This is a genomic window from Bordetella ansorpii (assembly GCF_900078315.1).
In the GTDB taxonomy this organism is placed as follows: domain Bacteria; phylum Pseudomonadota; class Gammaproteobacteria; order Burkholderiales; family Burkholderiaceae_B; genus Bordetella; species Bordetella ansorpii.
In genome coordinates, this window is sequence record NZ_FKBS01000014.1 from 538,176 (window position 1) to 558,797 (window position 20,622).

21 protein-coding genes are annotated in these 20,622 nt (G+C 67.4%); 16 read left to right on the forward strand and 5 right to left on the reverse strand.

What is annotated here, in order from left to right; translation table 11 throughout:
* The first annotated feature begins 86 nt into the window (after nucleotides 1–86).
* Nucleotides 87–695, forward strand: coding sequence for a TetR/AcrR family transcriptional regulator (locus A7W11_RS10170; protein WP_066411115.1), 609 nt, complete (start codon nucleotides 87–89; stop codon nucleotides 693–695).
* Between the two features lie 59 nt (nucleotides 696–754).
* Here the strand turns inward: A7W11_RS10170 and A7W11_RS10175 are convergent, their stop codons facing one another.
* From A7W11_RS10175 to A7W11_RS10185, 3 genes are all read right to left on the reverse strand, one after another.
* On the reverse strand, nucleotides 755–1,321 hold the full coding sequence (locus A7W11_RS10175; RefSeq protein ID WP_066411117.1) for a TetR/AcrR family transcriptional regulator: 567 nt from the start codon (nucleotides 1,319–1,321) through the stop codon (nucleotides 755–757).
* 166 nt (nucleotides 1,322–1,487) lie between these two features.
* Entirely contained in the window at nucleotides 1,488–1,799 is a 312-nt protein-coding gene (locus A7W11_RS10180) for a DUF4148 domain-containing protein (RefSeq protein WP_066411118.1), read from the reverse strand.
* An 80-nt stretch (nucleotides 1,800–1,879) separates the two neighbouring features.
* Nucleotides 1,880–2,206 carry a DUF4148 domain-containing protein gene (locus tag A7W11_RS10185; protein WP_066411120.1) on the reverse strand — a complete coding sequence of 109 codons (327 nt, stop codon included), beginning with the start codon at nucleotides 2,204–2,206 and terminating at the stop codon, nucleotides 1,880–1,882.
* 328 nt (nucleotides 2,207–2,534) lie between these two features.
* Here A7W11_RS10185 and rocF point away from each other — a divergent pair, with 328 nt between their 5' ends.
* From rocF to tssH, 13 genes are all read left to right on the forward strand, one after another.
* Complete coding sequence (rocF, locus tag A7W11_RS10190; RefSeq protein WP_066411122.1) at nucleotides 2,535–3,467, forward strand: arginase; 933 nt, start codon at nucleotides 2,535–2,537, stop codon at nucleotides 3,465–3,467.
* A gap of 260 nt (nucleotides 3,468–3,727) precedes the next feature.
* The gene (gene tssA / locus A7W11_RS10195; RefSeq protein ID WP_082887243.1) at nucleotides 3,728–4,825 is read left to right on the forward strand and encodes a type VI secretion system protein TssA; all 1,098 of its coding nucleotides are present in this window, start codon (nucleotides 3,728–3,730) and stop codon (nucleotides 4,823–4,825) included.
* 39 nt (nucleotides 4,826–4,864) lie between these two features.
* Nucleotides 4,865–5,440, forward strand: a complete 576-nt coding sequence (gene tssB / locus A7W11_RS10200; RefSeq protein ID WP_066411126.1) for a type VI secretion system contractile sheath small subunit — start codon at nucleotides 4,865–4,867, stop codon at nucleotides 5,438–5,440.
* Nucleotides 5,441–5,463: 23 nt separating this feature from the next.
* Nucleotides 5,464–6,969: a type VI secretion system contractile sheath large subunit gene (tssC, locus tag A7W11_RS10205; RefSeq protein ID WP_066411134.1), complete on the forward strand. Its 1,506-nt coding sequence runs from the start codon at nucleotides 5,464–5,466 to the stop codon at nucleotides 6,967–6,969.
* 79 nt (nucleotides 6,970–7,048) lie between these two features.
* Nucleotides 7,049–7,516 carry an Hcp family type VI secretion system effector gene (locus A7W11_RS10210; protein WP_144630624.1) on the forward strand — a complete coding sequence of 156 codons (468 nt, stop codon included), beginning with the start codon at nucleotides 7,049–7,051 and terminating at the stop codon, nucleotides 7,514–7,516.
* Nucleotides 7,517–7,654: 138 nt separating this feature from the next.
* A complete protein-coding gene (locus A7W11_RS10215; protein ID WP_066413820.1) occupies nucleotides 7,655–8,479 on the forward strand; it encodes a type VI secretion system accessory protein TagJ in 825 nt (274 codons plus the stop codon).
* Complete coding sequence (tssE, locus tag A7W11_RS10220) at nucleotides 8,479–9,039, forward strand: type VI secretion system baseplate subunit TssE (protein WP_066411151.1); 561 nt, start codon at nucleotides 8,479–8,481, stop codon at nucleotides 9,037–9,039. The genes A7W11_RS10215 and tssE overlap by 1 nt, the downstream gene beginning before the upstream one ends.
* Nucleotides 9,039–10,952, forward strand: a complete 1,914-nt coding sequence (tssF, locus tag A7W11_RS10225; protein ID WP_066411154.1) for a type VI secretion system baseplate subunit TssF — start codon at nucleotides 9,039–9,041, stop codon at nucleotides 10,950–10,952. The genes tssE and tssF overlap by 1 nt, the downstream gene beginning before the upstream one ends.
* 57 nt (nucleotides 10,953–11,009) lie before the next feature.
* A complete protein-coding gene (locus A7W11_RS10230; RefSeq protein ID WP_066411161.1) occupies nucleotides 11,010–11,663 on the forward strand; it encodes a DUF3540 domain-containing protein in 654 nt (217 codons plus the stop codon).
* Nucleotides 11,664–11,737: 74 nt separating this feature from the next.
* A complete protein-coding gene (tssG, locus tag A7W11_RS10235; protein WP_066413823.1) occupies nucleotides 11,738–12,829 on the forward strand; it encodes a type VI secretion system baseplate subunit TssG in 1,092 nt (363 codons plus the stop codon).
* Entirely contained in the window at nucleotides 12,826–13,350 is a 525-nt protein-coding gene (locus A7W11_RS10240) for a tlde1 domain-containing protein (RefSeq protein WP_066411170.1), read from the forward strand. Before tssG ends, A7W11_RS10240 begins: the two co-directional genes overlap by 4 nt.
* Nucleotide 13,351: 1 nt before the next feature.
* The gene (locus A7W11_RS10245; protein WP_066411175.1) at nucleotides 13,352–13,753 is read left to right on the forward strand and encodes a DUF2195 family protein; all 402 of its coding nucleotides are present in this window, start codon (nucleotides 13,352–13,354) and stop codon (nucleotides 13,751–13,753) included.
* 78 nt (nucleotides 13,754–13,831) lie between these two features.
* On the forward strand, nucleotides 13,832–16,591 hold the full coding sequence (gene tssH, locus A7W11_RS10250) for a type VI secretion system ATPase TssH (protein ID WP_066411178.1): 2,760 nt from the start codon (nucleotides 13,832–13,834) through the stop codon (nucleotides 16,589–16,591).
* A gap of 102 nt (nucleotides 16,592–16,693) precedes the next feature.
* On the opposite strand, the gene A7W11_RS10255 is transcribed toward tssH, so the two are convergent.
* On the reverse strand, nucleotides 16,694–17,911 hold the full coding sequence (locus A7W11_RS10255) for an FHA domain-containing protein (RefSeq protein WP_066411181.1): 1,218 nt from the start codon (nucleotides 17,909–17,911) through the stop codon (nucleotides 16,694–16,696).
* 68 nt (nucleotides 17,912–17,979) lie between these two features.
* Nucleotides 17,980–18,378 (reverse strand): TssQ family T6SS-associated lipoprotein, encoded by a 399-nt coding sequence (locus tag A7W11_RS10260; protein WP_066411183.1) that lies wholly within the window; start codon nucleotides 18,376–18,378, stop codon nucleotides 17,980–17,982.
* 254 nt (nucleotides 18,379–18,632) lie between these two features.
* Here A7W11_RS10260 and tssJ point away from each other — a divergent pair, with 254 nt between their 5' ends.
* On the forward strand, nucleotides 18,633–19,187 hold the full coding sequence (gene tssJ, locus A7W11_RS10265; protein ID WP_066411186.1) for a type VI secretion system lipoprotein TssJ: 555 nt from the start codon (nucleotides 18,633–18,635) through the stop codon (nucleotides 19,185–19,187).
* A gap of 90 nt (nucleotides 19,188–19,277) precedes the next feature.
* Nucleotides 19,278–20,612, forward strand: coding sequence for a type VI secretion system baseplate subunit TssK (tssK, locus tag A7W11_RS10270; protein ID WP_066411189.1), 1,335 nt, complete (start codon nucleotides 19,278–19,280; stop codon nucleotides 20,610–20,612).
* Nucleotides 20,613–20,622: the final 10 nt, after the last annotated feature.

A 20,622-nucleotide genomic window follows, 5' to 3' on the forward strand; every position in this document is an offset into this window, starting at 1 on the left:
GCGTCCACCCCGGCTATCCGGGCATTTTCTTGACTTCCAACCTATCAGTAGATAGTATGAAATTTCGCCTGCAAGACCCTGCCGCCATGTCCGACATTTCCCCCGCCACCCCTGTTGCCAAATCCTCCGGCGCGTCGGGCAACACCCGCGAACAGCTCATCGCGCATGCGCAGACGCTGATCCGCGAGCGCGGCTACAACGGCTTCAGCTACCGCGACCTGGCCGAGCACGTCGGCGTGAAGACGGCCAGCATCCACTATCACTTTCCCCAGAAAGAAGACCTGTTGCTGGCGGCGGTCGACGACTACACCGGCCGCGCTCTGCAGGCCGTGCGCACCGTCGACGAGTCTCTGCCGGCCCGGCAACGCCTGGATCAGTACGCCCGCCTGTTCACCCGCACGGCCGGCGACCAGGTCTGTATGTGCGGCATGCTGACGGCCGACTTCAACTCGGTGCCCGATTCGGTGCGCACCGTCTTGCAGACGTTCTACCGCCTGCACGAGACCTGGCTGGCCAAGGTGTTCGCCGAAGGCGCGCGGGACGGCACGCTGAAGTCGTCGGGGGATCCGCACGCCGACGCGCGCGCGCTGTTCGCCGCCTTGCAAGGCGCATTGCTGGCATCGCGCCTGTTCCAGGCGCCGGACCGTGTGCAGGACGTGTTCGCCTCGGTGCAGCGCGAGCCTCAGCCGGCCTGACGCCCCGGTGCCCATTGCGGGCGCCCAGGGCTCGACCGCTTTCCTTCTTCAGGTTTCTCTCAAGCCGCGGCGACCGCCAGGACCGGCAGGACGTCGCGCAGCCGTTCGCTGTCGCCGAACAGGCGCGAGGCGCAGAGGCTGCCCTGCAGCGCGGCGAAGACGGCGCGGGCGCCCGCCCGGGGATCGACCTGTTCGGGCAGCGAGCCATCGCGCGCACCTTCGGCCAGCACGCCGGCCAGCCAGTCTTCGTTGGCGCGGTAGAACGCCTGCAGGGCCGGGCGCACGGGGGCAGGCAGCGAAGCCAGGTCGGCCGCCAGGGCGCCGCCCAGGCAGACGCGGGCGGTGCCGCCGAATGATCTGGTGTGCAGGGCCAGGTACTGCTGCAGCTTCCCGGCGGCCGGCAGGTCCGGCGCGATCGTCCGTATGGCGGTGCGCCAGTGCGCATGGTAGGCCTCTACGGCGGCGAGCAGCAGGTCTTCCTTCTGGGGGAAGTGATAGTGGATGCTTGCGGTCTTGATGCCCACCAGCGCAGCGAGGTCGCGGTAACTGAAGCCGTTGTAGCCGCGCTCCTGGATCAGGCGCTGGGCGTGGGCGACAAGCTGATTGCGGGTGGTTTCGGTATCCATGATGCAGCTCCGGATGAAATCTAGGGTCGTGCGGCTCCTGTGGGGGCGGCGGGAAAGGGGCAGCGGAACGGACGCCCAGTGCTAGCCTCGCTGGCCGCCCCAGGCCAGCGGAGGCGGGGCGTGCCTGAGGCGGGAGACCGGGCGTCCTGTGCGCGTTGGCGGACCATCAGTTGGCCTGGTAGTCCAGTTCACCGAAGCTGGTCTGGCCGGCGTCGCGGGCCTGGGCCAGTTCCTGGCGAACCTGGGCGCGGGTCAGCGTGGCGGTGTCGACAGCCTGGAAAGGCAGGTCGGCCTCCTGTTGCACGATCAGGCCATTGGCCTTGGCATCGGCCAGTTCGGCCAGCACCTGGGCGCGGGTCTTGCCTGGTTCTTGCTGTCCGTACACGCCCTGGAAAGGAGTGTTGTTGGGTTCGACGTTGCCGGCGGCATAGGCATTGACGCCGAGCATCATCAGCAGGGTGGCGGCGAAGATCTTCATGGTGAGTTCCTTGAGTGTGGCTATTCGAAAAAGTTATCTATCAGTAGATAGGTTCGGGTCGAAATTTTTGAGGCAGAGAATCAGGCGCCGTCCGGGTACCAGGCTTCGGCGCGGTCGTCACGAGCGCGGATGGGTGCGGCCTGCATAGGTGCGGCCTGGACTTGCGCGCGGTCCGGCGTGGCGTCGGCGCCGGTGTAGGGGGGCTGGCCGGCTTCGCCGAAGGTCAGCAGACCCTGAGCGCGGGCATCGGCCAGTTCGGCCTGCACCTGGGCGCGGGTCTTGCCGGCGGGGTCCTGCTGGCCATAGACGCCCTGGAAGGGGGTGTTGTTGGGTTCGACGTTGCCGGCGTAGGCGCTGGCGCCCATCAGGCTGGCGGCGAGGATCAGGGTCGAGGCGATGGTCTTCATGATGGATTCCTTTGAGAAATCAGGGGTCGATGCTGCGAGAGTTTATCTATCAGTAGATAGGTGAACGGGTAAATAAAAAAGCCGGTCTGGCTGGCTGTCTGGGCGTTGCGTCTTGGTGATGCGCCGTCCATGGATCAAATACTACCTACTCATAGATAGGTAAGCAAGCGGAATTTTCGGGTTTACCCTGGATTGGCACCACAAAAATTGCAAGCAAAGGTTTCGTCGACCTGATTTCCGGGGCATATCCGGGAATAGACTGACGCAGCAAGGCTCTAATCCTTCGGGCGCCGCCAGGCGCCGCAGCACGCTTTCCCAGGAGGCCCATGTGAATTTTCCGACCGACCTGACCGCACGGCTGATCGGCGTGCCCACCGATATCGGCGCGGGTGTGCGAGGTGCTTCCATGGGGCCGGAGGCGCTGCGGGTGGCCGGTATCGTGGCCATGCTCGAGCGGCGAGGGGTGCGCACCGAGGATGTGGGCAACCTGCAAGGGCCCACGAACCCCTGGCGGCCGCCCGTGGGCGGCTATCGGCACCTGGACGAGGTGGTGGCCTGGAACACGCTGGTGCGCGACGCCGTGGGGCAGGCCCTGTCCGACGGCTGCCTGCCGGTGATGCTCGGCGGCGACCACAGCCTGGGCATCGGCTCGGTCAGCGCGGTGGCCCGCCATTGCCGGCAGACCGGCCGCAAGTTGCGCGTGCTGTGGCTGGATGCCCACGCCGACTTCAATACCCACCTGCTGACGCCTACGGGCAATCTGCACGGCATGCCGGTGGCCTGCCTGTGCGGCAATGGCCCGGCGGCCCTGACGGGCCTGGCAGGACGCCATCCGGCGATCCAGCCCGCCTGGGTCCGGCAGATCGGTATCCGCAGCGTGGACGAGGGCGAACGCACTTTGGTGCACCAGGCCGGGCTGGAGGTCTACGACATGCGCTACCTGGACGAAGTGGGTATGCGCGCAGTGATGCAGGCGGCTTTGGCGGGGCTCGATGTCGAAACCCATCTTCACGTCAGCTTCGATGTCGACTTCCTGGATCCGGAAATCGCGCCGGGCGTGGGCACTACAGTTGCTGGCGGCCCTACTTACCGCGAAGCGCAGCTTTGCATGGAGATGATCGCCGACACCGGACTGATGCGTTCGCTGGATATCGTCGAATTGAATCCCGCCCTCGACGTGCGCAATAAAACGGCGTCGGTGGCGGTGGAATTGGTGGAGAGTCTGTTCGGGAAATCCACCCTGGTGAGGGCGCCGAAATAGCCGGGACAGCCCGTGCGGAGATTCCGTTCGGATCCCGGAAAAACGCGAAAATGCTTATACCAGATTAATGTGACAATAATGCTGGTTTAAATAAAAAGAAACGTTTGATTTTTTGGTGGGGTGTTATCGAAACGTAAGAAGCGACAGGACATGTTAGATGTCATTGGTGCCCTCAAAGTGCGTGCATAGAATTCGCACGTCTGACGGGGTCGCCAGCGGGCGGGCCCGGTTCTTTTACCGTTGCGCGCCTGATGACGAACATGGAATTCGCCGAATTGCTGAAGACGCTGGAGCCGAACCTGCCCTGCGGAGAGGATCTCGAGTACGACCCCGAGTTCCTTCAACTGCAGCAGGCGACGGTGGGCAAGAGCGAGCAGCAGTTCGGCGCGACGATTATCCCCGCCCAGCCGCCCGACTGGCGCAATGTCGAAAAACTGGCCCTGGCGCTGCTGGAGCGCACGCGCGACTTGCGCGTGATCGCCTTCCTGACGCAGGCTTGGGCCGAGACGCGTGGCGTGCCTGGCTACGCCGAAGGCGTGGCCCTGGCCGCCAGCACGCTGGAACACTACTGGGAAGACGTGCATCCCCGCCTGGACGTGTATGGCGAGGAAGATCCCATGCCGCGCATGAATGCGCTGGCTTCGCTGGGTGACCCGCTGGGCTGCGCCCGCAGCGCGCGTTCCGCCGTCCTGCTGGACGACGTGCACGGCAAGCTGTCGATGCGCGACGCCGAATCGCTGCTGGAAGGCAGCAAGACCGATACCGATTATCCCGGCGGCCGTCCGCGGCTGACCGAAAGCCTGCGCCAGGCCTGGCTGGGCCCCGAGCCTGCGGTCCTGGCCGTCAGCGACGCCGCTGCCGCGTTACGCCGTATCCAGGAACATACGACGAGCCGCCTGGGCGGTTCCTGGAGTCCCGATTTCGCGGGCGTGCTGCGCAGCCTGGACACCATCCGCCGCGTCTGGAGCGACATGGACTCCGGCACGGGCGTGGCGCCCGAAACGCCGCCCGAGGCCTTCGGGGCCGAGCCGACTGGCGCCGGCGCGGTGGCCGCGCCGGCCGCCACGGCGGCCACCGCGCCGGTCGAACAGCGTGCCACCATCGTGCACAACGTCGTGCGGTGGCAGGAAGCCCAGATCACCAGCCGCGAGGAAGCCGCGGCCATGCTGGCCAAGGTCTGCGCCTATTTCGAGGCGCACGAACCCAGCCATCCGGCGCCGGTGTTGATCCGGCGGGTGCAGCAGCTCATTCCCCTCGGTTTCCACGAGATTCTGCGCAACCTGGCGCCGCAGGGTCTCGAACAGTTCGAAGCCTGGATCCCGCGCGACGCGGAAAACCGCACGACTACCGGTTCGTAAGCGTCCCGGCAAAAAACACTTCTTCGGGAGATCTCAAAGATGGCAAATACAACTACCAGTCTGAAAGGCAGCGGACAGAAATTCATCGCCAGAAACCGTGCGCCGCGCGTACAGATCGAATACGACGTGGAAATCTACGGCGCCGAACGCAAGATCCAGCTGCCGTTCGTGATGGGCGTGCTGGCCGATCTGGCGGGCAAGTCCGATACGCCGCAGCCCGAGGTGGGCGAGCGCAAGTTCCTGGACATCGACATCGACAACTTCGACGAGCGCATGAAGTCGGTGCGTCCGCGCGCCGCCTTCCAGGTCGAGAACTCGCTGACGGGCGATGGCCGCCTGAACGTCGACATCACCTTCGAAAGCCTGGACGACTTCTCGCCCGCCAATGTGGCGCGCAAGGTCGGCCCGCTGGATGAGCTGCTGCAGGCACGCACCCAGCTGGCCAACCTGCTGACCTACATGGATGGCAAGAACGGCGCCGAGGAACTGATCGGCAAGGTCTTGAAGAATCCCGCCCTGCTGAACTCGCTGGCCGCCTTGCCGAATGCGGCCACGCCCGCCGCTGAGCACGCCGCCGAATCCGGCGAAGCCACCGCGTCCAAGGACGCCAACTGAATCCGACGGATACGGAGAACGCCATGACAGCAGTGGCCAATCGCGCCAGTAACAACGCAGCAGTCGAGACACTCGAAACCGATGACCTCTCGTCGCTGCTGAAGAAAGAATTCAAGCCCAAGACCGAGCAGGCCCGCGAGGCCGTCGAGCACGCCGTGCGCACCCTGGCGCACCAGGCGCTGCAGAACAGCGGCGTGGGCCTGTCGTCGGACGCCTATCGCACGATCCAGGCCATCATTGCCGAGATCGACCGCAAGATGTCCGAGCAGGTCAACCTGATCATGCACAACGCCGAGTTCCAGCAGTTGGAAGGCGCTTGGCGCGGCCTGCACTACCTGGTCACCAACACCGAGACCGACGAGCTGCTGAAGATCCGCTTCATGTGCATGTCGAAGAAGGACCTGGGCCGCACGCTCAAGCGCTACAAGGGCGTGGGCTGGGACCAGAGCCCGATCTTCAAGCGCGTGTACGAAGAGGAATACGGCCAGTTCGGCGGCGAACCCATCGGCTGCCTGGTGGGCGACTACCACTTCGACCACAGCCCCCCGGACGTGGAGCTGCTGGGCGAGATGGCGCGCATCTCCGCCGCCGCGCACTGCCCCTTCATCACGGGCGCCTCGCCCAACGTGATGCAGATGGATTCGTGGCAGGAGCTGGCCAACCCGCGCGACCTGACCAAGATCTTCACCAACACCGAGTACGCCGCCTGGCGCAGCCTGCGCGAGTCGGAAGACGCGCGCTACCTCGGCCTGGCCATGCCGCGCTTCCTGGCGCGACTGCCCTACGGCGTGCGCACCAATCCGGTGGACGAATTCGATTTCGAGGAAGACACCGACGGCGCGAACCACGACCGCTACACCTGGGCCAACTCGGCCTACGCGATGGCGGCCAACATCAACCGTTCGTTCAAGCTGTACGGCTGGTGCACGTCGATCCGCGGCGTGGAGTCGGGCGGCGCGGTCGAGAACCTGCCGTGCCACACGTTCCCGACCGACGACGGCGGCGTGGACATGAAGTGCCCCACCGAAATCGCCATCAGCGACCGCCGCGAGGCCGAACTGGCCAAGAACGGTTTCATGCCGCTGGTGCATCGCAAGAACTCCGACTTCGCGGCCTTCATCGGCGCGCAGTCGTTGCAAAAGCCGCAGGAGTACCACGACGCCGATGCCAGCGCGAACGCCAAGCTGGCCGCGCGTCTGCCGTATCTGTTTGCCTGCTGCCGTTTCGCGCACTACCTCAAGTGCATCGTGCGAGACAAGATCGGGTCGTTCCGCGAGCGCGACGAAATGGAACGCTGGTTGAACGACTGGATCATGAACTACGTGGATGGCGACCCGGCCAACTCCTCGCAGGAAACCAAGGCGCGCAAGCCGCTGGCCGCCGCCGAGGTGCAGGTCCTGGAGATCGAGGACAACCCCGGGTACTACTCCGCGAAGTTTTTCCTGCGGCCGCACTATCAGCTCGAAGGGCTGACGGTATCGCTGCGACTGGTGTCCAAGTTGCCCTCGCTCAAGCAGAGCGAGGCCTGAGGGCACTTTCACGGGCCGGGCATTCCGCCCGGCATCCATGCGACTTTAAGGGAGAAAGTAAGTGGCTGTTGACATGTTCATGAAGATCGAAGGCGCCAATGGTGAATCCAAGGACGCCAACCACAAGGAATGGACCGACATCGTGTCCTTCTCGTGGGGTGCCACCCAGCCGGCTACGCTGGCTACCGGTGGCGGCCAAGGCGCTGGCAAGGCCAGCTTCAACGACCTGCACGTGGTGGCCCGCATCGACAAGGCGGCTCCGGCTGTCATGAAGCACTGCGCCAGCGGCAAGCACCTGAGCAAGATCGAACTGTCGATCTGCAAGGCCGGCGGCCAGCAAGTCGAATACAGCAAGGTCACGCTGGAAGAAGTGCTGGTGACGTCGGTGCAGGTCGCCGCCGACAACGGCTCGGAAGCCGTGCTGGTGAACTACGCTTTCCAAGCTGCTCGCGTGCGCCAGCAGTACTGGGAGCAGACTGCTTCGGGCGGCAAGGGCGCTGAAAGCCTGGTCGCTTGGGACATCAAGCAGAACAAGGAAGTCGGCTGATCCGCTTGCCAGCGTATTGACCGCTTTCTAGCGTAGCAAACGCGGGGCGCGATCGGGTCTGGAAGGCCCTCGCGACCCCGCCATTTCGTTTCACCCGACGTTTTCCACAGAATTCTTCTTCGAACCGGGATGCCCTCCATGCAGAACTCCGCCTTGTCCTTGCGTGACGGCAATCTGTCGCAGCACATCGAGGCGGTCGAATCGCGCATTCGCCGCGCGCCCGATGACGCCGACCTGCGCGCCCAGCTGTTCCAGCTGGCCGCCGTGCAGGGCGACTGGGCCCGCGCCGCCGATCAGCTGCGCCTGTGTTCGCAATTCAGCATGCAGTCGCGCCCCATGGCCATGATGTATTCGCAGGCCATCGACGGCGAGAAGCAGCGCGAGGCCGTGCTGGCCGGAACGGGCGCCCCGTCGTTCTTTGCCTCGCGCCCCGAGTGGTGCGACCTGTTGGTCCAGGCCCTGGGCGCCGACGCGGCCGATCCGGCAAAAGCCGCCGAGCTGCGCGAGCAGGCGCTGGACGCCGCCCAGGTCTGCGCGGGGGCGCTGACCGGCGCCGCCGAAGAGGCGGACCCTGAACCCTATGCGTGGATCGGCGACGGCGACAGCCGCCTGGGCCCGGTCTGCGAACTGCTGTCCGGCGGCCAGTACGGCTGGGTGCCGTTCGAGGACATCGGCGAGATCGCGCTGCTGGCCCCCGAGGGCCTGTGCGACGTGGTCTGGGCGCGGGCCGAGATCCTGCTCAAGGACGGCCGCACGCTGCCCGGCCTGATTCCCGCGCGGTATCCCGCGGCGCCGGGCCAGCGCATGGCCGACCAGGAAGAACACCTGCGGCTGGGCCGCGTGACGCAGTGGCGCGAGCTGGCCGACGGCACGTTCGCCGGCGCCGGCCAGAAGATGTGGATCACCGATGGCGGTGAATTCGCGCTGCTGGACGTGCGCGGCCTGCGCCAGGAGGCCGCCTGATGGGGCACCGCGATGCCGGCGGCAAGCCGGACCGCCCCCAGATCTCGCGCGACAACCGTGTCGCGCGCGACCGCCTGCAGCCCTCGCTGCTCGATCGCCTGATGGACAATGAGCCGCAGCGCCGTGGCGAGGCGGCCGAGGCGTCCATGCTGACGCACAACGAACTGCGCACCGCCGTGTTGCGCGACCTGCGCTGGCTGCTGAACACCGTCAACCTGGAAACCACCCAGGACCTGTCGGCCTATGACAGCGTGCCGCGCTCCTGCCTGAATTTCGGCGTGCGGGCCATGGCTGGCCGCCGCATGTCGGACATCGACTGGGTCGATGTCGAGTCGTCCATTCGCGATGCCATCGCCACCTTCGAACCGCGCATCCTGGAATCGTCGGTCGAGGTGCGCTGCATCAGCGATACGGGCACCCTGGAGCACCACAACGTGCTCACTCTCGAAATCCGCGGCATGCTCTGGTGCGTGCCGTATCCCATGGAATTCCTGTTCCGCACCGACATCGATCTGGAAAGCGGACACATGGATCTGCGCGACGTCGGAGGTATTGCCTGATGGATGCGCGCCTGCTCGAATACTACAACCGCGAACTCGTCTACATGCGCGAGATGGGCGCGGAATTCGCCAAGCAGTTTCCCAAGGTGGCCGGCCGCCTGGGCATGCACGGCACCGAAGTGGCCGACCCTTATGTCGAGCGCATGCTGGAAGGCTTCAGCTTCCTGGCGGCGCGCATCCACCTGAAGATGGATGCCGAGTTTCCGCGCTTCACGCAGCGGCTGCTCGAAGTGGTGCACCCGCATTACCTGGCGCCCACGCCGTCGATGGCGGTGGTGCAGTTCTCTCCCAGCATGAACGAAGGTTCGCTGGCGGGCGGCTTCACGCTGCCGCGCGGCACCATGCTGCGCGGCCGGCTGGCGCGCAACGAACAGACGCCGTGCGAATTCATGACGGGCCACGAGGTGCGGTTGTGGCCGCTGCGCGTGACCCAGGCCGAGTTCACCGGTCCGCCGCCCGACCTGCCGCTGTCGCGCATGGGGTTGGGCGGGCGCAATGCCGGCGTGGTCAGCGCGCTGCGCATCCGCATCGAAGTGTGCGGCGGCGTCACGCTGGAAGACCTGGACCTCGACCAGCTGATGTTCTATCTGAACGGCCAGGATGTGCCCATGCAGCGCCTGATGGAGCTGGTGATGGGCCATACCGTGGCCGTGCTGGCGCACGACAGCGCGCGGCCGACCGCCTGGATCAACAAGCTGCCCGCCGATGCGCTGCGCCATGAAGGCTTCGCCGACGACCAGGCGCTGCTGCCGACCGAGACGCGTGTGTTCCAGGGCTACCGCCTGCTGCAGGAATACTTCGCCTGCCCGCGCCGTTATCTGTTCTTCAGCGTGAACAACCTGAAGCGCGGCCTGCGCACGGCGCGCGCCGCCAATGCCAAGGCTGGCGGCAAGCCTGAGACGCGCAGCTTCGACCTGACGCTGCTGCTGTCGGCTGCCGCGCCCGAACTGGAAGGCACGATCAGCGCCGAGAACCTGGCGCTGCACTGCTCGCCGGTGATCAACCTGTTCCCGCGCCGCGCCGACCGCGTCGCCGTGACGCCGCGCACATACGAGTACCACGCGGTGGTGGACCGCACCCGTCCGATGGACTTCGAGGTCTACAGCGTGACGAAGGTGCTGGGCCACGTGTCCGCGCAGAAACCCGAGCAGGAGTTCCGGCCGTTCTACGGATCGTTCGGCGCCGACACCGATGACTACGGCGCGTATTACTCCACGCGCCGCGAGCCGCGGCTGGCGTCCGACACCGCGCGCCGCCACGGCACGCGCACCAGCTATACGGGCAGCGAATTGTTCCTGTCGCTGGTCGACCGGCAGGAAGCGCCGTTCTCCGGGGCCTTGCGCCACCTGACGCTGGAGACGCTGTGCACCAACCGCGACCTGCCGATGCTGTTGCCGCTGGGCGGCGAATCGGACTTCACGCTGCGCGTGTCCGCGCCCGTGAAGGCGGTGAAGGTGCTGCATGGTCCGACGCGACCGGCCACCGCGCTGGCGGACAACGCGGCCTCCTGGCAACTGATCAGCCATCTGGGCCTGCATTACCTGAGCCTGACCGACCTGGATTCGGACCAGGGCGCGCAGTCCCTGCGCGAACTGCTGAACCTGTACGGCAACCTGGCCGACCCGGTGGTGCGCAAGCACATCTCGGGCGTGCGCCACGTGCAGGCTTCGCCGGTGCATCACCGCCTGCCGCTGCCCGGACCGATGGTCTATGGGCGCGGCGTGCGTATCGACCTGCAGGTCGATGAAGCCGCATTCTCTGGCATCAGCCCGTTCGTGTTCGGCGCGGTGCTCGAGCAGTTCTTCGCTCGCCACGTTTCCATCAACATGATGTCGGAGCTGGTCCTGTCGACGCTGCAGCGCGGCGAACTGGCCCGATGGCAACCCCGCATGGGCAGCCGGCCCGCGGTATGAGCGAGCCGGGCCGCCCCAAGGTGGGCCGCCCCGGATACAGACACTAGGAAGATCACCATGCAAGCCGCCCAGCGCAGTTATCTCCAATACGATCCGGTCCATCTGATCGGCACCCTGGTGCGCCGCGGCGAGAACGGCGATTACGCCGTGCGCTGCGATGGCCGCGAATGGCTGGCGCGCCGCGCCGCCAGTTGCCTGCTGGCGCCCGAACTGGGCGATACGGTGATGATCAGCGGCCCGGACGCCACGCGCGTCTACCTGATCGCCGTGATCGAGCAGGCCGATCCCGCCAGCGGCACGCTGGAGATGGAGGGCCGCATGCTGCTGCGCTCGCGCACCGCCGACGTGGCGCTGCAGGCCGCGGGCGACGTGCGCATCGCTGGCCGCGAGGGCGTGCGGGTCGAGACCGGCAAGCTGCACGTGCAGGCCAACGAAGCCGGCTGCACCGCCGCGCGCATGCATTACCTGGCGGGCGAGGTGCAGGGCGCCGTGGGCACCATGCGCCTGGTGGGCAAGGTCTATGAGGCCGTGGTGGACCGTCTGTCGCATCTGTCGCGCATGGCGTTCCGCAACGTCAGCGAAGTCGAGCAGGTGCGCGTCGGCACGATGGATTACCAGGCCGAGCAGAGCGCGCGCGTGCATGCGCCCTATACGGTGGTGACCGCCGACGCGCTGGTCAAGGTAGATGCCAAGCAAGTCCACATGGGGTAAGCATGTCGGCATCGACCATGGTTGACCCCGTGCCCGAGGTGGCGGCTTCCGAGCCCGCCGAATCGACGCCGGCCATGCCCCTGCCGCCCCCGCCGGGCGAGGGCGTGCGCGGCGGCGGCGCCCTGCCCGAAGGCTTCTGGGAAGACCTGGAGCGCGAGCCCTACGCGCACGACCTGTTCCACGTGCTGCGCTGGATCGACGCCCGCGCGGGCGCGCGTTCGCCGCTGGGGCGCGACGCCTCGCCGCGCAACGAGCCCGTGCGCCTGCGGCAGGAGCCGTCGATGGCGTTCGCGCCGGCCACGCTGGCGTCCGCGAAGCTGGCGACGGCAAACGGCCCGCCCGAGCTGTCCATCTACAGCTTCGGCCTGTTCGGTCCCAACGGCCCGTTGCCGTTGCACCTGACCGAACACGCGCGCGAGCGCATGTACCACCACGGCGACCCGACGCTCAGCGCGTTTGCCGACCTGTTCCATCATCGCCTGATCCTGCTGTTCTACCGTGCCTGGGCCGATGCGCAGAGCACCGTCAGCCTGGATCGGCGCGAAGAGCGCTTCACGCGCTACGTGGCCAGCCTGATGCACATGGGCGTGCCGTCGATGCAGCGCCGCGACAGCGTGATGGACCACGCCAAGTACTACATGGCCGGCCATCTGCTGCGCCAGACGCGCAACCCCGAGGGCCTGCGCCATATCCTGGAAACCTTCTTCTCGCTGCCGGTGAAGGTGTGCGAGTACGTGCCCCAATGGATCCGCCTGGAGCCGCGCCAGCGGCTGGGACTGGGCGGCCGCCAGGGCCTGGGCCGGGACACCCTGCTGGGCGTGGCCGTGCGCGACGCCCAGCACAAGTTCCGCCTGGAAGTCGGGCCGCTGAGCCGCGAGGACTATGCCTCGTTCCTGCCTGGTGGCAGGCGCGCCAGCCAGGTGACGCATTGGGTGCGGCATTACGTGGGCGTGGAGTTCGCCTGGGATTTCAGACCCGTCATGCGCCGCGCCGAGGTGCGCGGCGTGCGGTTGGGAGAAGCTTCGCCGCTGGGACTGGCGTCCTGGCTGGGGAATCGGCAGGCGCAGCAGGGCGACGCCGGAGAACTGCTGCTGGATTACGAGAGCCGCGAGCGCCAGCGGGGCGCACGCGTCAAACAACCCGAGCAAGAGGAGCTAACAGCATGATCCCTGACATGACGTATGACGGCCAGGTCCTGGCCTGGGGTGGGCACGGCAAGTTCCGCGCGACCAGCGGCATGCCCAAGCACCAGATTCCGAGCGAATCGTGCACGCCCGATGCCGGCCCCGTGCCGCCGGGCCTGTACAAGGTCTTCCTGGCCAACCAGGGCACGGCCAAGGACGATGGCCGCAACCTGTGCAACCTGGCGCCGTCGTGGGGCATCCAGCAGATTCCGCGTGGCGAGGCCGCCGGTAGTTGCGAAGAGTACTGGGCCAACTGGGGCACCTACCGCGCGCGCATGGAAGCAGCCGATACGGCGACCCGCAATCGTTGCTCGGTCGTGCGTGGCGGCTTTTACCTGCACGATTCGATAAAGGGCTTCAGCCACGGCTGCATCGAAGTCGAGCAGCGCATCTTTCCGCTGCTGCTGGGTTTCGCGAAGTCCAGCGGCCGCAGCACCGTGCTGCTGAAGGTGGATTACGTTCCCAACCGCGCCACCAACGGCGGCACCAAGGTCGGGGGTTGATATGGCGGTCGAACGCGTGATGGCCCGCGTGGCCGCTGCGTGCCTGCCGGCGCTGCTGGCGCTGGCGCCGGCCGCCAGCCAGGCCGCGGGGCCCGTGGACGTCAAGAACGATCTGGCCCAGTGCGTGCAGGTGCAGCCGGGCCTGCGCAGCGTCGAGCGCGGCCTGGTGCTGCAGCAGCTGACGCTAGAGGTAGGCAAGTCGATCGGGCAGTGCGGCTGCAAGTCGGCGCTGGCCTCGTACCGTGCCACCGTCAAGCTGGACGGCGGCACGCAAAGCTTCACCCAGTCCGGGGTGTTTCCCATCATGAAGTCGGGCACGCGCGTGTTGCCCCTGGCCAGCGACCCCCAGGTCGTCGGCGACCGCGCCATGGAGGTGACGCTGGGCTGCGCCCCGGCTGATTGATCGCAAGTGCAGGAAGACTGATGCGGTGAAACCATAAATAAAGTCGTTCCATAACCTCTACCCCTTCGACGGAGCATCATGTCCGATATCGGCCGTGCCGACCTGTTCGGCAAACTCGACCCGCTGCTGTACAAGACGCTGGAAAGCGCCACGGCGTTCTGCAAGCTGCGCGGCAATCCCTACGTGGAACTGGTGCATTGGGTCCACACGCTGGCGCAGATGCAGGACAGCGATCTGCATCGCATCGCGCGCGCCTTCGAGATCGACTTCGGCCGTCTGCAACAGGACCTGGCCACGTCGCTGGACCAGCTGCCGCGCGGCGCGGGTTCGGTGTCCGACCTGTCCGAACACGTCGACAGCGCGGTCGAGCGGGCCTGGGTGCTCGCCTCGCTGCGCTACGGCGCCTCGCGCATCCGCAGCGGTCATCTGCTGCTGGCGCTGGCGCGCACCTACAGCCTGCGCAATGTGCTGGCGGGCATGTCGGGGCAGTTCAAGCGCATCGTGCCCGATGTGCTGATGGAGCGTTTCGACGAATTCGTGAAGGGCTCGCCGGAAGAAGCCGAGGCGCCGCCCCTGGCCGACGGCGATGCCCCCGCGGCCGCCAGCGGCCCGGCGGGCGAGGGCGGCTCCGCGTTGGCCCGCTTTGCGGTGGACCTGACGGCGCAGGCGCGTGCCGGCAAGCTCGATCCGGTCTCGGGCCGCGACGAAGAGATCCGCCAGATGGTGGACGTGCTGATGCGCCGCCGCCAGAACAACCCGCTGCTGGCCGGCGAGGCCGGCGTGGGCAAGACGGCGGTGGTGGAAGGCCTGGCCCTGCGCCTGGCCAGCGGCGACGTGCCGGCGCCGCTGCGCGACGTGTCGCTCTACCTGCTGGACATCGGCCTGCTGCAGGCCGGCGCCGGCGTGAAGGGCGAGTTCGAGCAGCGCCTGCGCCAGGTGATCGACGAGGTGCAGTCCAGCGAACGGCCCATCGTGCTGTTCATCGACGAGATCCACACGCTGATCGGCGCCGGCGGCGCGGCGGGCACGGGCGATGCCGCCAACCTGCTGAAGCCGGCCCTGGCGCGCGGACAACTGCGCACCATCGGCGCGACCACCTGGTCGGAATACAAGAAGTACATCGAGAAGGATCCGGCGCTGACCCGCCGCTTCCAGGTCATCCAGATCCATGAGCCGGACGAGGCGCGCGCGGTGCTGATGCTGCGCGGCCTGGCGCAGGCCCTGCAGTCGCACCATCACGTGCTGCTGCTGGACGAGGCCATCGAGGCCGCCGTGCGCCTGTCGCATCGCTACATCCCCGCGCGCCAGTTGCCCGACAAGGCCGTGGCGCTGCTGGACACGGCGTGCGCGCGCGTGGCCGTCAGCCAGCAGGCCGTGCCGGCCGCGCTGGAAGACGCGCGCCGCCGCATCGAGGCGCTGGACGTCGAGCTGGGCATTGCCGGACGCGAATCGCGCCTGGGCATCGGCGGACCGGAGCGTGTGGCGGAGATCCAGGAAAAGCTGTCCGCCCTCCGTACCGAGGAGGCTGACCTGGCTGCGCGCTGGGAACGCGAGGCCGCATTGGCGCGGCGGGTGTTCTCGCTGCGCCAGAAGCTGGATCCCGACGCCGACGTGCCGCCGGATGCGGCCGCGGTGGCGGCCCAGGCCCAGGGCATCGAAGCGGGTGCGGATGCCGCCGTGCCCGATGCGGGCAACGATGTCGCGCCTGCCGCAGACACGCCGGCCGCGGTGGACGAAGCCGCCGCGCACGGCCTGCGCGACGAATTGCGCCAGGCCAATGCCGAGCTGATCAGCAGCCAGGGCGAGAATCCGCTGATCCATCCCGCGGTGGATGCCTCGGCGGTGGCGGCCGTGGTGGCCGACTGGACCGGCATTCCGGTGGGCCGCATGGTGCGCGACGAAGCGCGTGCCGTGCTGGATCTGGCCGATACCCTGGAACGCCGCGTGATCGGCCAGCGCCATGCGCTGGACACCATCGCCCAACGCATCCAGACGGCCCGTGCCCGCCTGACCGATCCGGGCAAGCCCGTGGGCGTGTTCCTGCTGTGCGGCCCCAGCGGCGTGGGCAAGACCGAGACCGCGCTGGCGCTGGCCGAGTCGCTGTACGGCGGCGAGCAGAACCTGATCACCATCAACATGAGCGAGTTCCAGGAGTCGCACACGGTGTCCACGCTGAAGGGCGCGCCGCCCGGATATGTGGGCTACGGCGAGGGCGGCGTGCTGACCGAGGCCGTGCGCCGCCGGCCGCACAGCGTGGTGCTGCTCGACGAGGTGGAGAAGGCGCATGCCGACGTGCACGAGATCTTCTTCCAGGTTTTCGACAAGGGTTGGATGGAGGACGGCGAAGGCCGCTACATCGACTTCCGCAACACGGTCATCATCCTGACGGCCAACGTCGGATCGGAGCTGATCGCGCGCCTGTGTGCCGATCCCTCGCTGATGCCCGAGCCGGATGCGCTGGCCACCGCGCTGCGCGCGCCGCTGCTCGAGGTCTTCCCGGCCGCGCTGCTGGGCCGCCTGGTGGCGGTGCCGTACCTGCCGCTGGCCGACGACGTGCTCAAGCGCATCGTGGCGCTGCAGTTCGGCCGCGTGGCCAGCCGCCTGCAGGAGAACCACGGCATCACGCTGGAAGTGGATCCGTCCGCCGAGGCGCTGGTGGTGGAACGCTGCACGGAAGTCGAATCGGGCGGCCGCATGGTCGATGCGATCCTGACGCACCGTGTGCTGCCGAAGATCAGCCGCGAACTGCTGGGGGCCTCGCTGGGCAGCGATGGCCACGGCTGGACCCGCCTGCGCCTGTCGGCCAAGGACGGCGAGTTCGCCTACGAGTACGCCTGAGCCTTCAATTGACGGCAGGGGTGTAAGAAAGACGGGCCGGCGATATGCCGGCCCGTCGTCATTGCAAGCGCTGGTTTGGCAGGATGGCTATCCTGCGGGGCCTCAGCGTTCGTTGTTGCGGTCGCGGTCGTTGCCGCTGCGGTCGGTGCCCGGCCGTGCGGGCGCGCGCGGCGAGGCGGGGCGCAGGAAAGAGCCGCCCATGGAGGCGTGGTCGCGCGCCGATATCCTGTCGTCGGTGTCGCGCGGCCGCTGCAGCGTGTCGCGTACGGGATCCGAGCGCATCGGCTGCAGAGGGTCATGCGCGGGCAGTGTCGACGGCGTCTGGTCGGCGAAGACGTCATGGCCGCCATGCGGCGCATCGAACATGGCCAGCGGATCGCGCTGGGGGCGCGAGACCGAGGCGTCGCCGCGAGGCAGATGCGACAGCGGATCGGCGGCGTTGCGTGCCTGCGCCGAGTCCATTTCGAAAGGATGGGCCGAGACGTCGGACACCGTGCCCACCGGCAGCGTGCCGGGACCGAACAGGCCGCTGAACACGTCTTCGGGCGGCTGTTGCGGCGCGGGTGCGGGTTCGGCTGCCAGCGGGGCGGCCGGCGCGCCGGCCAGCAGCGGATCGGGATCGCCGGCGGGCGGCTTGCCCAAGGCATCGAAGTCGGACAGGTCGGGGAAGTCGGGCGGCGCCATCGGCATGGGCGCGGCGGCGGCTGCCGGCGGCGTTGCGATGGGCGCTTCCGGTTGCCGGGAAGCCGTTGCCGAGACGGGCTGCGCGGCGACCGGCGCACGCGGTGCTTCGGGGGCGTATGGCGGTTCGGCCGGATGCGGCGATGTCTCCGCTCGCCGGGGCTCGGCCGGGTAGGGCTCGGCCGCGCGCGGTTCGGGCGGACGGGGCGCAGCAGCGGCTGGCGCCGGTGCAGCAACCGGTACGGCCACGGGTGCGGCCACGGGTGCGGCGGCAACCGGTCCCAGGGGCGGCGCCGAACTCGCCTCGGCGGCGGGAGCCGCCGCCGCTTGCGACAGTTCTACCCCCAATACATAGGAGCCGATGCGCAGCGTGTCGCCCGGTGCGATGGACAGCTCCTGCCCGGCGGCCAGCGGCACGTCGTTCACGCTGACCTTGCTCATCGAGCTGAGGTTGCGCAGGCGGCAGGCGTAAGGGTCGACGCGCAGCGCGGCCTGCACGCGGCACAGCATGCCGGACTCGTCCGGCAGCACCAGATGATTCGCAGGGTCGCGGCCCAGCGTACCGCCAGGGGCGCGGAAATCTGCCCGGCGCGGCGCGCCGGAGGCATCGGAATTGCGTTGGATCAGGGTAAGGGTCATGGCCGTCTTCCTGTGTTGCCCGGGCCGGCGGGCGGCGCCACGCAGGACGCCGCCTGGGTGGCCCTGTCTCAGCCGTTCTGCGTTCCCTTCGCCTGGCGGAACACCGGACCCCACTGGGGATGGCCCGCCTCATTGGGAGCCAGCGTGAAGTTGGGGTCGATGGCCAGAATGCGGCGGAAGCCGTCCTCGCAGAGCTGGCGGTAGTCAGTCAGGCAGTAGCTGAACGATTGCAGCTTCAGCGCCTCGATGCGCACTTCGGTGGTGGACTGGTGCAGGACGTCGGAGGTCGCCACCTGGCGGATGACGTCGCCGTAGCGGCCGGCGTTGTACGCGTCGCGGACCTGCTGCATCTGGTCGCGAGCCTCCTGCGTGAGGACGACCGGCGCGGGCGCGGTCTGATTATTGGCGGCACATCCCGCCAGCAGTATCACGGCGGCCAGCAGGCCGGAACGCACTTGCATTCTCATAGTGAGGGGTCGTGAGCGAACAGTGAAAGAAACCCGCGCCGTTCGGCCAGGATGGCCGGTTACAGATGCGGACTTGCAGCGATGATAGCGGCGAGTTGCTCTGGAAATGATTCGGGTGGTAAGCCAAATATTTCCAATCGAGAAGCAGATTCACCACTCCGTAACAGGCGTAACTAACTACATTTCGTCATAAAAAAGCCGTATGCCTGCCTTGAATATACCGGCTTTCGTAACCACGGGAAGCAGGTGGCGCTATGGCGACGCGGGAATCATTTATCGGACAGACACTGCGTATTTTGCGGCTGGCGCCCGTGGTCATACTGTTGGCGGCGGCGGTCGGGTGCTCTTCCACCGCCAGCAAGCGGGCGGTGCCCTATGCCATCGAGCTGTATGCCGACCCGCGCGTGAATCCGGATGCCAATGGCCGGCCGTCGCCCATCCAGGTCACGGTATTCGAATTGCGCTCGTCCAGCGAGTTCGAGGCGCGCGACTATTTCACGCTGCAGGGCGATCCGCAGGCCGCGCTGGGCAAGACGCTGCTTGAAAGCGACCAGGTCATCCTGCAACCCGGAGAGACCAAGAAAGTGACCCACGCGGGCAGTGTCGAGGCGCGCGTGGTCGGCATCGTGGCCGGTTATCGCGACCTGGAAAACAGCCAATGGCGCCTGACCGTGCCGCTGCCCGAAGCGCAGAACACGAATATCTACAAGTTCTGGCAGTTTTCGCCCAACGAGGAAACCGTCCGGGTTTCCGTCGATGGCAAGGGCCTGAAATTCGTCGACCGGGAGAGTTCCTGGTGGCCTTTCTGACGCAGGTCCGCGGCCCAGGGCCGCATTGCACATCATCCCGCCGATCCGGGCCGAGCCGGCCTGGTTTTCCGTCAATCACATAAATCGAATATGGCACTGGACAACAAAGTCGTCTGGTCGGAGGGCATGTTCCTGCGGCCGCAGCATTTCCAGCAATTCGAACGGCACCTGGAGGCGCTGCTGCGCCGGCGTACGCAGGCGTTGCAGGGTTTTTTCTGGGGATTTTCGGCCCTGGAGATCGACCGCGACGCGCTGGCGCTGGGCAAGGTCGCGCTGGCGCAGGCTGCGGGGATCCTGCCCGACGGCACACCGTTCGAATTCGAGCGCGCCCAGGATGCGCCCGCCGCGCTGGACGTCCATCCCGACGCGCGCGACGTGCGCGTGATGCTGGCGCTGCCGCGCCGCCGTCCGGGCGCCTGCGAGGTCATCTACGAAGAAGGCCAGGACACCCTGGCGCGCTTCGAGGTGCATGAAGGCGAGATCGAGGATTCCGGCGCGGTCGGCATGGAGGCCGCCCTGGTGCAGATGGGCCGCCTGCGGCTGCGGCTGATGCTGGAAACCGATCTGGGCGACGAGTGGATCGGCGTGGGGGTGGCCCGCGTGATCGAGCGCCGCGCCGACAACCGCGTGTTGCTGGACGACCGCTACATTCCGCCCTGGCTCGAGGCCGCGCTGCAACCCTCGCTGCGTACCTTCACCAGCGAGCTCTACGGTCTGCTGGAAGCGCGCAGCGAAGTGCTGGCGCAACGCCTGACGCAGCCGGGCCGCGGCGGCGTGTCCGAAGTGGCCGACTTCATGCTGCTGGAGACCGTCAACCGCTACGTGGGCGCGCTCTGGCACGCGCGCCAGGTGCCGAACATGCACCCCGAACGCCTGTTCCACGACTGGCTGATGCTGGCCAGCGACCTGGCCACCTACACCAGCGCGCAGCGCCGGCCCGAAGTGCTGCCGACCTACGAACACGATGATCTGCAGGCCACGTTCGAGCCGCTGATGGCCGAGCTGCGCCGTTCGCTATCCGCCGTGCTGGAGCAGCACGCCATCCAGATTCCGCTGCACGATCGCGGCCAGGGCGTGCGCACCGCGCAGGTTGCCGACGCCGAACTGCTGCGTACCGCCGGCTTTGTGCTGGCGGTGCACGCGGACATGCCGGCCGAGACCGTGCGCTCGCGCTTCCCGGCCCAGGTCAAGATCGGCCCGGTCGATCGCATCCGCGACCTGGTCCACCTGCAACTGCCGGGCGTCACCGTCCGGGCCTTGCCGGTGGCGCCGCGGCAGATTCCCTACAGCGCGGGCTACGTGTACTTCGAGCTCGACAAGAGCGGCGACTTCTGGAAGCAGCTCGAACGCACCGGCGCGATGGCCCTGCACCTGGCAGGCGAGTTCCCCGGCCTGGCCATGGAGTTCTGGGCGGTCCGAGACTAAGCCCGGCAGG